Annotated in this window: 13 protein-coding genes and 1 pseudogene; 12 read left to right on the top strand and 2 right to left on the bottom strand. The window is 47.5% G+C overall.

Annotation, left to right across the window (positions count from 1 at the left end; all coding sequences use genetic code 11):
- Positions 1-1607, top strand: a 1607-nt coding sequence (gene uvrC / locus BG32_RS15085) for an excinuclease ABC subunit UvrC (RefSeq protein WP_121527077.1), incomplete at its 5' end; no start/stop codon positions are given.
- A 32-nt stretch (positions 1608-1639) separates the two neighbouring features.
- On the opposite strand, the gene BG32_RS15080 is transcribed toward uvrC, so the two are convergent.
- Positions 1640-1912 (bottom strand): HU family DNA-binding protein, encoded by a 273-nt coding sequence (locus tag BG32_RS15080; RefSeq protein ID WP_006486731.1) that lies wholly within the window; start codon positions 1910-1912, stop codon positions 1640-1642.
- 111 nt (positions 1913-2023) lie between these two features.
- Positions 2024-3367 carry a TrpB-like pyridoxal phosphate-dependent enzyme gene (locus BG32_RS15075; protein WP_014730982.1) on the bottom strand — a complete coding sequence of 448 codons (1344 nt, stop codon included), beginning with the start codon at positions 3365-3367 and terminating at the stop codon, positions 2024-2026.
- A gap of 542 nt (positions 3368-3909) precedes the next feature.
- Here BG32_RS15075 and BG32_RS16935 point away from each other — a divergent pair.
- The 11 genes and pseudogenes from BG32_RS16935 to BG32_RS15025 all read left to right on the top strand — a co-directional run.
- Positions 3910-4347, top strand: coding sequence for a carbon-nitrogen hydrolase family protein (locus BG32_RS16935; protein ID WP_259459802.1), 438 nt, complete (start codon positions 3910-3912; stop codon positions 4345-4347).
- The gene (locus BG32_RS16930) at positions 4329-4799 is read left to right on the top strand and encodes a carbon-nitrogen hydrolase family protein (RefSeq protein ID WP_259459801.1); all 471 of its coding nucleotides are present in this window, start codon (positions 4329-4331) and stop codon (positions 4797-4799) included. Before BG32_RS16935 ends, BG32_RS16930 begins: the two co-directional genes overlap by 19 nt.
- Positions 4796-5987: pseudogene (locus tag BG32_RS15065) on the top strand (CaiB/BaiF CoA transferase family protein). Before BG32_RS16930 ends, BG32_RS15065 begins: the two are co-directional and overlap by 4 nt.
- The gene (locus tag BG32_RS15060; protein ID WP_006486723.1) at positions 5984-6691 is read left to right on the top strand and encodes a DUF2877 domain-containing protein; all 708 of its coding nucleotides are present in this window, start codon (positions 5984-5986) and stop codon (positions 6689-6691) included. The pseudogene BG32_RS15065 and the gene BG32_RS15060 overlap by 4 nt, the downstream one beginning before the upstream one ends.
- Before the next feature lie 121 nt (positions 6692-6812).
- Positions 6813-8345: a fatty-acid metabolism regulator protein gene (locus tag BG32_RS15055; protein ID WP_121527076.1), complete on the top strand. Its 1533-nt coding sequence runs from the start codon at positions 6813-6815 to the stop codon at positions 8343-8345.
- A 2-nt stretch (positions 8346-8347) separates the two neighbouring features.
- Positions 8348-8527, top strand: a complete 180-nt coding sequence (locus tag BG32_RS15050) for a hypothetical protein (protein WP_006486719.1) — start codon at positions 8348-8350, stop codon at positions 8525-8527.
- Positions 8511-9776 (top strand): DUF1116 domain-containing protein, encoded by a 1266-nt coding sequence (locus BG32_RS15045; RefSeq protein WP_006486715.1) that lies wholly within the window; start codon positions 8511-8513, stop codon positions 9774-9776. Before BG32_RS15050 ends, BG32_RS15045 begins: the two co-directional genes overlap by 17 nt.
- 12 nt (positions 9777-9788) lie before the next feature.
- Positions 9789-10580 carry a cyclase family protein gene (locus BG32_RS15040; RefSeq protein ID WP_006486712.1) on the top strand — a complete coding sequence of 264 codons (792 nt, stop codon included), beginning with the start codon at positions 9789-9791 and terminating at the stop codon, positions 10578-10580.
- A 27-nt stretch (positions 10581-10607) separates the two neighbouring features.
- Positions 10608-11483, top strand: coding sequence for a xanthine dehydrogenase family protein subunit M (locus tag BG32_RS15035; protein ID WP_006486710.1), 876 nt, complete (start codon positions 10608-10610; stop codon positions 11481-11483).
- A complete protein-coding gene (locus BG32_RS15030) occupies positions 11480-11983 on the top strand; it encodes a (2Fe-2S)-binding protein (protein ID WP_006486709.1) in 504 nt (167 codons plus the stop codon). The genes BG32_RS15035 and BG32_RS15030 overlap by 4 nt, the downstream gene beginning before the upstream one ends.
- A partial coding sequence (locus BG32_RS15025) for a xanthine dehydrogenase family protein molybdopterin-binding subunit (protein WP_147435102.1) occupies positions 11970-13162 on the top strand: 1193 nt, incomplete at its 3' end. The genes BG32_RS15030 and BG32_RS15025, both read left to right, overlap by 14 nt.

The following is a 13162-nucleotide window of genomic DNA, read 5'->3' as shown; positions in this document are numbered from 1 at the left end:
TCCTCTCATACTTCAGAGAATCAACCTGGTCAAAGAATGAAAAGGCAAGGTGTATTGCAGAAGAGGCGGAAGATCTCGACTTCATAATGGTTACGTCGGAGCGAGAAGCTCTCCTTCTCGAAGCAAATCTGATCTTCAACAAGAAGCCGAAATTCAACGTCTTGCTCAGAGATTCGCGTACCTATCCCTATATTTACATTTCGGCTGATCAATACCCATATCTAGCGATTACGAGGACAAAAGAGCTTGAAGGTTCTTATTTCGGTCCGTATACCAGCGCAGGCCTTGTAAGAAAGCTGCTTGAATTTCTCCAGAAAGTCTTCAAAATCCGTACGTGTACTTATGAACTTAGCAGAGTCAAGAAACCATGCTTTCTCTATCACTTGAAGATGTGTTCGGCGCCCTGTGTAGAGAAAGTCTCTCCCGAGGAGTATCGAGAACAGCTTTCTGCGTTGATCGAGTTTCTAGAAGGAGACACATTGAAGGTAAGGGAAGCACTCTTGAAGAGAATGGCGGTGCTCTCTGAGGCGCTGCAGTTTGAGAGAGCTGCGGAAATAAGGGATATTCTCTCGACAATGGACGATCTTTATGCCTTCCAGGGTGTTGAAGCCCCACTGGATCTTAAGGCAGATGTTCTGGCCGTTTCGGCCGGACTGGCAGCGTTGCTTCAAGTGAGGGGCGGCATGCTACTAGGAAAACTGATTTTCGATTTTCCAGAGGGAACTCCGATAGATTTCATCACGCAGTTCTACTACGCCAAGGGAAACAGGATGCCAAAGGCCTTGATCGTAACTGGATTGAAGAAGAAGGACATAAAGCAATTCAAAAGGGATTTCCCGTATATTGGGGAGCCCCGTGATGAACAGGAAGAAAGGCTGCTGAGCATCGCATTCAAGAATATCGATGAAGAAATGAAGATAAGACTAAATGCGACACATTCGCTTAAGCAGGCCCAGCAAATACTGGGCTTGAAGCGGTTTCCTTCAAGAATAGAGGGAATAGACATCTCTCACACACAGGGACTCTACACAGTCGCTTCTGTAGTCGTTTTTGATAACGGTAAACCCAACAAGTCGGAATACAGAAGATACAGGATAAGCGAACTGGAAGAACCAAACGATTTCGAAGCGATGGCGACGGTTGTGAAGAGAAGATATACAAAGCACCCGCTTCCCGACCTTCTCCTGATCGACGGAGGCGAGCCACAGCTTAGAGCAGTGGAAAAAGCGTTTGCAGAGATAGGCATTCAAGAATATGAAATTGTTGGTCTCGCAAAGGAGTTCAATGAGCTTGTTTTTTTAGATAACAGGGACAGAGTGAAGCTGAAAGAAGAGCATCCTGTTTTGAGAATGATAATTTCCATAGACGATGAAGCCCATCGTTTTGCTATCAACTACCATAGGGTACTCAGAGAAAGAAGATTTCAGAGCTCAAAGATTGATGACATTCCGGGAATCGGTCCAAAAAGGAAGAAGGCGCTAATGAGGGCGTTCGGAAGCGTCAAGGGCATTGCAGAAGCTTCTGAGGCCGATCTTTACTCGGTTCTCAGAAACAGCAAAGCCGTTGAAGCCGTTACTAAATGGGCAAATGAAAAAAGTGGAGACTGAGCTCCACTTTTCTCTATTGGTTAGGATAATTGCTATTGTACTTTCTCTTTAAGTTCTTTTCCGGGTCTAAATTTCGGAACCTTGCCGCCAGGAATTTCGATTGCTTCCTTTGTTCTCGGGTTAACTCCCTTTCTTGCCTTTCTCTTGGTAACCTCGAATGTCCCGAAACCGACAAGTTTCACTTCTTCATTTTTCGATAGCTCTTCTCCAACGACATCGATGAAACCGTCTATTACGTCTCCAACGAGTTTCTTGGTTGCTCCAGTCTTTTCCGCGAGCACAGCAATAAGTTCCTTCTTATTCACAGGTACACCCCCTAGCTAGAATTCACATCACAAAACAATTCTAACATTTTCTACTTGATTATTGCAACAGCCGATCCACCGAAACCGTTTAACAAAAGGACTTTCAAATAGTTACTGTTCTACGATGCTCGATTCGCGCAGCTTATCGAAGTTGAGAACGTCTCTGTGCGCCTCGAGTGTGCTTGTAAATGAGGACAAATCAAGCGCGCCATTTCCGCTAAGTGTAAATACAATTACTTTCTCCTCTCCAGTTTCTCGGGCTTCGATTGCTTTTCGCACGGCACCGGCAATTGCGTGACATGATTCCGGAGCGGGAATGATTCCTTCGGTCGTTGCGAAGAGAAGTCCTGCCCTGAAGGTCTCTTCCTGCGGGAAGGCAATGGGAGTAACGATTCCTTCTTTCACCAGTCTTGAGATGAGAGGCGCTGCGCCGTGGTATCTCAGTCCACCTGCATGAATTGCGGGTGGAACGAATTCTCTTCCTAACGTGTACATTTTAAGTAGGGGTGTGAAACCGGCAGAGTCTCCACTGTCGTACCTGTACTCACCTTTTGAGAGTGAGGGACAGGATTCCGGTTCGCATGCAATGAACTCGATATCATCACCGTTAAATGTTCTCTTTACGAATGGGAGGATCGTTCCGCCAAAGTTCGATCCACCGCCGTGGCAACCAATAATCGAAGAGGGCTTCTCCCCAAGCATTTCAAGCTGCTTCTCTACTTCCAGTCCGATTACTGTCTGATGAAGGAGAACGTGATCGAGAACGCTTCCCAAGGAGTACTTCTTCGTCTTTGAATTGAGTACGATTTCAATTGCCTCACTTATTGCCATTCCCAATGAGCCGGAGAAGTTCTTTCTGTCTTTCAGGAAGTTTCTTCCGCTTTCAGTGTTCTCTCCCGGACTTGGTTCCACGGTGCCGTCGAACATTCTCATCATGTGTTGTCTCATTGGTTTAGACTGAAAGCTGTTTCTGACCATGAAGACTCTTACGGTGAGACCGAACTTCCTTCCGGCGTAAGAGAGGGCGCTACCCCACTGACCGGCTCCGGTCTCGGTAGTGAGCTCGGTGATGCCATCGGTCTTGTTGTAATAGGCCTGCGCGATAGCCGTATTGGTTTTGTGGCTGCCAGTCGGGGAGTTTCCTTCATACTTGTAATATATTCTCGCCGGGGTGTTTAAGTACTCCTCAAGAAAGGTAGCTCTGATGAGTGGGCTCGGGCGGAAGACCGCATATTCGTCGAGAACCGGTTCGGGAATTGGAATGAACCGCTCTTCACTCATCTCTTGTTCTACGATTGACTTTGGGAAGATCGCCATCATATCTTCGGGGTTTATAACTTCATTTGTTGCCGGATTCAAAGGCGGATCCATCTTGAATGGCAAATCAGCCTTTATGTTATACCAGCTTCTCGGCAACTCCTCTGACTTCAAATTCACTACAGTTCTCTTCTTCATGCCACTACCTCCTTAAAATAAAAGGGGCTCTCCATCATGAGAGCCCCTTCAGTATGGGTTTACCCTGGTAGCAAAAGGCTAACCCCCATTGAAGGGGCTGCTCCACCACCAGAACATATTCAGTTTATTTAGATATACGCTATCGATCATACATAATCCCTCACAGAATTTCATTAATCAACTATACAACCTAAGTATGTTACAAGTCAAGTGATACTTCGAATTTCGAACAATGGGATTTTAATGACGATAAGTTATAAATCATAGGGAAGCGATTGGAAGTATTATTGAGCATATGAAAAGAGCGCCGAATACTTGTTTTTGTTTCTACAACCACCAAATTTCTCTCGGTTCAGAGAAAAACGTTTTGGTCCAGAGATATTGCCCTTTCCTGCTTTTTTCTTGTTTCAGATTTCCAATATGGTGAAAGCAATTTCGCGGCAGACAGTAGGGTGTGTAGATAACGCATCTTTAATTGGCATCTAATGTGCTAGATTGTGACATATAGATGCTCTTTTTGTTAAATGAAAGGATATCCCATCATGAAAAACTTTGTCTCGGCAGCCATTCAATTTGAAGCAGAACCTATGAACGTCAAGGTAAATCTTCAAAAAGCTTATCACTTGATAGGCAATTGCAAAAGGGAGACCGGTGCTTCCCTCGTGGTTTTGCCCGAAAGCTTTACTACGGGGTTCACTCCGATTGGAAACGCAGAGTCTCTCTGGGAGGTAGTAGATTCCATCCCCGGTAGTCTTACAGATGAAGCTGTCAGATGGGCTCATGAGTTCGATACTTACATATGCTTTCCCACTTATGAACGGGGGAAAGAGCGCGCTGTCATATACAATAGCGCAGCCATCGTCGGTCCTGAGGGGATGATTGGTGTATATAGGAAGACCCATCCTTCCCTACTGAAAGACTGTCGGCGGGAGGTTGGACAACTCCGGGGTCGGATCCTCTTGTGGTTTCGGCGTCGATAGGAAAAATAGGTGTAGTGATTTGCTACGATGGGGATTTTCCTGAACTTGCAAGGGTTACGGCACTCAAGGGGGCAGAAGTCATCTGTCGTCCTTCTGCTTTTTTGAGAACCTTCGACCAATGGGAACTCACTAATAGGGCCAGAGCATATGATAATCATGTCTACTGGATTGCATCTAATCTAGTCGGTAAGGATTCAAGCGGGTCAAACTTCTTTGGCTCATCGATGATTGTTCACCCGTCGGGGATGAAGCTGGCACAGGCATCTGGCTGTGAGGAGTTTGTTTCGGCGATGCTTGAGGCCGATCCTATAAGAAAGATAACTCCGGGCGCTTCAAGAGATCAGATATTTGACCACATAGAAGATAGAAACCTTGATTCCTACAAGGGAATACTCAGCGAAGGTAAAAGCGCTTTTCAGCCTTCAAAAAGAATTCCATACAGGAGGAGATGAACTTGTCAAAGCCGCTTGAAGGAATTTCCGTTCTTGATCTTACGCGGGTTCTTGCAGGTCCATTCTGCACAATGCTTCTATGCGACATGGGCGCGAACGTTGTGAAGGTAGAACGGCCGGAAGGAGGCGACGACTCGAGATCGTTCAGCCCTTTTGTGGGTGATGACAGCGCATACTTCATGAGCATAAACAGAGGAAAGAAAAGCATTACATTGAATCTCAAGACCGTTGAAGGAAAGAAGCTCCTTGAAAGGCTTATTGAGAGGTTCGACGTACTTGTGGAGAACTTCAGACCGGGTGTATTCGAGAGACTTGGTTTTTTCGGCGCAAAGACTGCGTGAAATCAACCCCAGGCTAATCTACACATGTTCATCTGGGTTTGGGCACTCCGGTCCCATGAGTCATAGAACTGCCTACGATCTTATCATTCAGGGCCTGAGTGGAATGATGAGCATAACAGGTCCCGACGAAAACAGTCCGACAAAGGTCGGAAGTTCCATTGCAGACATCTTCTGCGGAACCTTCGCCTGTATCGGAATTCTCGCCGCTCTCCACAGCCGTAATCTCACCGGCAAAGGACAGAAGGTAGACGTGGCAATGCTTGACAGCATGGTCTCCGTTTTGGAAAATGCCATCGCAAGGTACGCCGCGACCGGCGAGCCGCCCGTTCCGATAGGAAATAGGCACCCTTCAATCGCGCCTTTTGCATCTTTCAAGACGCTTGATGGGATTATCAATATCGCAGTTGGGAACGACGTCTTATGGGAGAAATTTTGTAAGGCAATTGGAAGACCGGAAATGTGTGACGACCCGAAATTCGTCAATAATCCTGCAAGAGTAAGAAACCTCGAAGAACTTATGGAAATCCTTGGAGGAGAACTAGAAAAGAGAACCTCAGACGAATGGCTGGGTGTCTTCGGGAAGCTTGATATTCCAAGTGGAAAGATTAACAATATCGCCGACATATTTGAAGACGAGCAAATCAGAGCGAGGGAAATGATCGTTGAAGTTCCCCACAGATGTGGAAATGTCAAGATGCCGGGTGTACCGATAAAGTTCTCGGATACGCCGGCCTCGATTGCCGGGCCAGCCCCTCTCTTAGGGGAACACAACCGGGAGGTTTATGCTGGGATGCTGGGGCTTAGCGATCTGGAAATGGAAGAGCTGAAGAGAAAAGGCATTATATGATTTACCTCTATCCTTACGAAAGAAGTTCAGACTGGCAAGAGAGTACATATAGACTCACAGTGAAGACGGCATTCAGCAAATCTGTGAACTTCAGAGACGAACAAGGGAGAAGATACTCACTTCTAGTCGATGATGACGATTTCCTGCCACGATCGGCATTGATCGAGGGACTTCCTCCAATGGCAAGCGGTCACGAAGTTGGAATCGATATAAAAGGCGCCGTAGTGAAATTCGATCCTTCAGCCATGAGCGGACTGCCGGATAGAAAGATGAGGGGATTGTGGCTTGAATGGCTAAGCTTAATGGACAATGCTGAACTCAAATGCATTCAGGAAAACCTTGATGAACCATTCAGACTGGTGGGTCTTGGGCCGGGCCTCACGCCGGCGGGAGATGATTTTCTTGTCGGATGGATTACGGCCTGTAAGTTGGAAGGGAGAAACACAAAGAAGTTGTCAAGTGAGATAGAGGAAGCACTCAGTCGAAAAACCACCTGGTTTTCGTCCGAAATGATCAGGGATGCACTTGACGGAAAATTCTGGAAGCGAGGAATAGAACTTGCACTAGCGCTCAATGAAGGCGACTCCTTTCAAGTCATGAAAAGGGCAGGAAAAATCATTAACTGGGGACACTCCTCTGGAAAAGCATGGCTTGCGGGTTTCGCTTACGGAATTGAGAGAGGAAGTGATCCACAGCTTATCTGAGTAGATCTCAATGTCTTAAATGAGAGTTATTATGTAGGGTCTATCGAATTGTCAGAGTGAATATTAAACATTTGATAAGTAATTATTACTAGAACTGCCGATATCGTTTCTGGAGGTTCATATGAAGAAAATCGAGGTCGTTAGAGGCGAATACTACGATAGCGTAACGTTGATGCTCGTGGCCAAGGAAATTAAGAGAATTAATGGCGTCGTAGATGCGGTACTTAACATGGCGACGGAGGCGAACATTGACATCATGAAAGCTGCCGGCTTTGAAATCAAAGCGGGGTTTCTTTCTCCGGATGACCTGTTAATCGGAATCGACTACAGAAAAGACGAAATAGATAAGATCTTCGAAACAGCTCGTTCGTATCTCGCATCTCCTCCTTGGAAGAAGAAAGAAGATGACACCGAGTATACTCCGGGAACGCTTGAAGGTGCTCTCGCTGTGTTGAGAGACGCCAATCTTGCCTTGATATCGCTTCCCGGAAGATTCGCAGCAGCCGAGGCGATGAAGGCTCTCAAGAACGGCTTGAACGTAATGCTTTACTCAGACAATGTCGCAACTGAAGATGAGATAAAGCTGAAGCATTACGCTGACAGAAACGACCTGATCGTCATGGGACCGGACTGTGGCACAGCGGTCATCAATGGAAAGGGCCTTGGCTTTTCAAATGTATGTCCTGAGGGTCCTGTTGGAATCGTTGCGGCTTCTGGTACCGGCCTTCAGGAAGTAATGGTGCAGCTTAGTAGGCGCGGCATCGGTGTTAAGCATGGGATCGGAACGGGAGGCAGAGACGTTAAAGAATGCGTCGGAGGGATATCTTTCCTCAAAGGAATACGAGAACTCTCTGATGATCCAGAGATCTCTCTGATTATTGCGGTTGGAAAACCGCCTGATCCTGAGGTTAAAGAGAGGATTTTAAACTCTTTGAAGAAGACTGGAAAGGATTGTGTTATTTGCTTTATGGGGGATGATTGCGGGAAAGACGAAGATAGAGTGCATTATTCGGCAGAGCTCGAGGAATGTGCCGTCGTTGCAGAGGCGATTCTTAATGGCAAAGAGGTGTCAGCTGCGAGGGACAAGTTGAGAGCCGAGTACGCTAGCCTTTCAGGCTGGAGGCCCATTGAAGAGGTTCAGGGGAAATATGTCAGGGGTCTTTTCACCGGTGGCACTCTCTGCTACGAAGCCCAGTACATCGCACAGTCTTACATCAACCCTATTTACAGCAATGCGCCTCTAAGGAAGGAATTCAAGCTAGAGAACAGTCTGAAACCCATAGGTCATTCGTTCATAGATTACGGAGAAGACGAGTTCACTCAGGGGAGACTGCATCCCATGATAGATCCTTCATTCAGGGCCGAGCAGCTTAAGGAGCAGTCGGAAGATAGTTCAGTGGCCGTTGTTCTCTTTGATGTAGTCCTGGGATATGGGAGTGCGGAAAACCCATCTCAAGAAGTTGCAGAGGCTATCGGAGCGGTAAAAAGAGAAATTAAGCCGGTTTATGTTGCTTATGTTTGCGGTACAGCGGGAGACCCTCAAGACCTGGCGAAACAGATTTCTCTTTTGGAAGATGCAGGTGTCATAGTCTGTGAGAGTAATGCCAGGGCCGCGCTTCTGGCCTCGAGTCTCATTTCAAGAAGGGAGCGATAATCTTGTCGTTCAAAGATTTGCTAAACAGTGGTCCAAAAGTAATAAACCTTGGGATGGAGAGATTCTATCTCGATCTTCTGGAGCAAGAGGTTCCGGCGGTCAAGGTCAATTGGAGACCTCCTCTTGCCAAAAGTTCGTTGATGGATAGATTGAGGAAATTGAGAGGTGAAGAGGTTGAATGACATCGATAAAGCAAATTCTATAGCGTTTGAAAGGCTTTTGAAGGCCGAACCCCAGATTGTTGGTCTCGGAATGGCCAAAGAGTTTATTCCAAATTTCGGAGAAAAAATGATTCTTCATGCCGGTCCGCCCATAACTTGGGAGAGGATGTCGGGCCCTATGATAGGCGCCATAACAGGCGCAATTCTCTACGAAGGTTGGGCGGAAACTCCGGAAAAGGCGAGAGCGTTGGCTTCGAAAGGAGAAATCACTTTTGAACCCTGCCATCACCACAACTCGGTCGGCCCTATGGCAGGAATAATATCTCCTAATCTGCCGGTATGGGTAGTTGAAGAAAAGAATTCTGGAAGGAGAGGCTATGCGACTCTTAACGAGGGCCTCGGAAAGGTCTTGCGAATGGGTGCATTCAGCGAAGAGGTCATAGAAAGACTGAACTGGATGCGTGAAGTTCTTTATCCAGTGTTGAGAAATGGGGTGCGAAAATACGTCGAAGATAATGGTGGCCTCAATCTTAAGAGCTTGATCTCTCAGTCTCTCCACATGGGAGATGAACTCCATAATCGCAACAGGGCAGCCACTTCACTTCTGATTAGAACACTTGTTCCTTCTTTGATAGACGCGGAACGGGGTAATCACAACCTCTCCAGGGTTGTGAAGTTTATGGCAGGCAATGATCACTTCTTCTTGAATCCTGGAATGGCCGCGGCAAAGGCCTCGCTTGACAGCGTCGGTTATGTAGAGGGTTCCAGCATGATCACAATCATGGCTCGAAACGGCACCGACTTCGGAATACAGATTGCCGGAATAGAGAACGAGTGGTTTACCTGTCAGGCGGCTCTGCCCGATGTCCTGCTATTTCCTGGTTTCACGAAAGACGATGTAAATCGAGACATAGGAGACAGCGCAATTATGGAGACTTACGGAGTTGGCGGATTTGCGTTGGCCGCAGCGCCTGCGATCGTTCAGTTCGTCGGAGGCACCCCTCAGGACGCGGTTAACTACACGAAGGAAATGTATGAGATCTGTGTGGGAGAAAACAAGCATTTCACGATTCCCGTACTGAACTTTCGCGGAACTCCTACGGGAATTGATTTGATCAAAGTCGTGGAAACGGGCATCACTCCAATCCTCGACACCGGTGCGGCTCACAAAGAGGCCGGCAAAGGACAGGTCGGAGCGGGAATAGTAAGGATGCCGTCTGAAGCCTTTGTCAAGGCAGCTGAAGCATTCGTTGAGAAATATTCCAAATAGAGGAGGTAGTTTATGGTACCGAAGAACTGGGACAAGATAAGGATTTACGAGTTATCGCAACCGATCAGCCACCTAACACCACCATGGCCAACCTATGAGCCCCTACAGATAAAGTTTTTCAAGAGGCTTGCCCCAAACGGTGCAAACGGACAGCTTCTAACGCATTCCAACCATGTTGGGACTCATCTGGACGGGTCGTTGCATTTCTGCACTCACGGGAGAGACATCGCGAGCATACCTCTCAATGAACTTGTTGCGCCCGGAGTAATAGTTGATCTTTCGGATATCGCAGAAGACTATGGAATCTACACTTCCAAGGACATCGAAGAGAGAGTAGAGGTGAGAGAAGGCGATATTCTTATTATCAACACTGGATACCACAAATATGCTTACGATCAGCCCGAGGCCGACGAAGTAAGATACATGATAAAACACCCCGGACCAACCAGGGAATTCGCAGAGTGGTGCAAAATGAAGAAGATCAAGTGGATAGGTGTCGACTGTGGTTCGGCCGACCATCCAATGAACACGAAGATTCGTGAGTGGATGCCGGTTCAGGCAAAGGAGTGCGACCGCTATATGCATGAGAAATACGGGAAGTCACTCGAAGAGATCTTTCCTGACGAAGACTACCAGTTGATGCATGTTCTTCTCTTCCCATATGACATTATTCACGCAGAAAACGTCGGCGGAGAGATAGACAAGATACTTAACAAAAGAATGGTAATAGGTTGCTTCCCCTGGCGGTTCGTCGGCGGAGAGTCGTGTATAAGCAGAATTGTAGCTTTCGACGAAGAGGAATAAATCTTATTGAAAGTGTGGCGATAGCGAATGCGTGACTTCGTTCTAGAAAGACCCCGCTCGATTTCGGAGGTACTGGACACGCTTCAGCGCCATGGGAATAAGGCCATGGTTAAGAGCGGTGGCACTGACGTTATTGTATGGCTGCATAAGTCTATTAAGGAACCCGACTATATCGTTGACTTGACGGCTGTGGAGCAACTCAAAGGAATAGTTGTGAACGAGGACAACGTTGAAGTGAAAGCGCTGGTAACTCTCAACGAAGTTATCGGAGACGATTCATTGAATCGTTACTTCCCAGCTTTGGTTCAGGCATGCAAGGCACACTCGGATCCACTTATAAGGAATCGTGCCACAGTTGTCGGAAATGTCTGTGCCGCAGTCCCTTCAGGAGATATGATCGCACCTCTGGTTTGCTATGACGCGAAAGTCGAGATCACGGGACCGAACGGCAGTCGAAAGGTTCCGGTCTCGGAGTTTATTACTGGACCAAAGAGAACCTCTCTTGGAACCGATGAGATCGTCACAGGAATAAGGATCGCTCTTCCAGCAGTGGAGACCAGCGGCTGTTACCTCAAAGCAATAAGAAGAGAGGCTCTAGATATCGCTCAGGCTGCCGTCTGTTGCACGCTCTTCAAGGATGATAACAGAGAGTTCAGAATTGCTTTCTGCGCCGTTTCTGCTAGACCCCTTAGAGCGACTGAGGCTGAAAAGCTGCTTAACTCCTGCAGCAACATAGATGACGAGGTAATAGACCAAGCTGCAGAATTAGCGGCCGATGCAGTCGATCCCATCACGGATGTGAGAGCCTCCAGAGAATACAGGGTCGAGATGATTGCCGAACTGACGAGAAGAGCAATCTCTCGTTGTCTTGAAAGACCTGCGGGAGAAGGTGTTCACAAATGAAGGACAAGCGCGTAACCATTACGCTCAACGGCCGTAAGACAACTCTGGTTGTTGAAGATAGAACGACACTTCTAAATGCCCTAAGAGAGCAAGGCGTTACCAGTCTCAAGAGGGGTTGTGAAGAGGGAGAATGTGGAGCCTGTACTTTGATAATGAATGGCCTTCCCCAAAAGTCATGCCTTATTCTTGCCAGAGAAGCCGAGGGTGCAGACATTCTCACCGTCGAAGGACTTGTGAAGAAAGGAAGACTACATCCAATTCAGCAGGCCTTCATCGATGAAGGCGCCATCCAGTGTGGATACTGCACTCCTGGAATGGTAATGACTACTTACGCACTGCTGAAGAAAAATCCTTCTCCTTCAGATGAAGAGATTAGGGAAGCCCTCTCGGGAAACATTTGCAGGTGCACGGGTTACCTTGCAATCATCAGAGCGGTCAAAAAGAGTGCCGCCATTCTTTCTGGAAATAACGGAGGAGGTGGGACGCGTGAAGACTATTAAGACGAAGACTGGGATAGGGAAATGGCTGCCGAGGAAGTATGACTTGGAAAAGGCCGAAGGTACACTTCAGTTTGCCGACGACCTGAGGTTCGGCTCCGAACTGCTTCACGCAGCGGTTGTCCGTTCCTCTGTGGCTCATGGAGAGATCCTGAACGTCGATGACTCGGAAGCTCTGAAAATTCCTGGAGTGTTGAAGGTCCTTTTAGGAGAGGATTTCCCCCATCACTTTGGACTATATTTGAAGGACAGAACCCCCATGGCCATTGGAAGAGCGAGATATGTTGGAGAACCCGTCGCTCTTGTAGTTGCCGAGACCGAAGAGGCAGCTGCAGAAGCAGCGAGAAAAGTCAAAGTAACTTACAGCGAACTCGAAGCGATCTTTGACCCCGTGAAGGCAGCGACGAATAATTCAGTATTGGTTCATCCGGATCTTCATAAGTACGAGCATGTTGATTTCATAACACCTCAGCCGAACACCAATATCGCAAACTGGTTCAGAATTAGAAAGGGGGACACGGAGGCAGCATTCAAGAATTCTGCTCATGTCTTCGAGGAAACAATAACCTGCCCTCAGATCGCTCACGGTTTCATTGAAACTTTCTGTACGATATGCAAACAGGATCCTGGGTCTGGAGAGATCACGATCTGGACAAGCGCGCAGTCTCCTTTCACAGTGAGAGACATTATTGCCAAAGGTATTAATTATCCTCTTCATAAGATCCGAGTGATTGCTCCTCCGATAGGCGGAGGCTTTGGCGGAAAGGCAGGAATGACAGTCGAGGCTCTCTGTCTTGCCGCCGCGATGGACGAAGACATCAAAGGAAGACCTGTGAAACTCTTCATTCCAAGAGAAGAGGTTATGTTGAGCTCATGGGTTCGACAGGGTTTCGTTGCAAGAATAGAAATGGCGGTAAGCGACGATGGATTAATGCAGGGAATCCGTAACACGTTCTGGTTCGATACTGGAATCTCGGCCGAATATGGTGCAAATCCAGTCAGGAGCGCCGGGTACACTTCAATGGGAGCATACAACATTCCCAACGTCTGGGCAGACTGTTATGCGGTTTACACAAACAAACCCTTTGGGGGGGCGTATAGGGGCTTTGGTTTGCCGGAGCTTATGAGTGCTCTGGAAGTGGTTGTGGATATCGTTGCCCACAAGCTCAAAATCGATCCGGT

Origin of the sequence: Mesotoga sp. HF07.pep.5.2.highcov, assembly GCF_003666285.1 — a bacterium.
Taxonomy (GTDB): Bacteria; Thermotogota; Thermotogae; order Petrotogales; family Kosmotogaceae; genus Mesotoga; species Mesotoga prima.
Note: the sequence above shows the minus strand (reverse complement) of the source record. Positions and strands in the feature narration are given on the sequence as shown.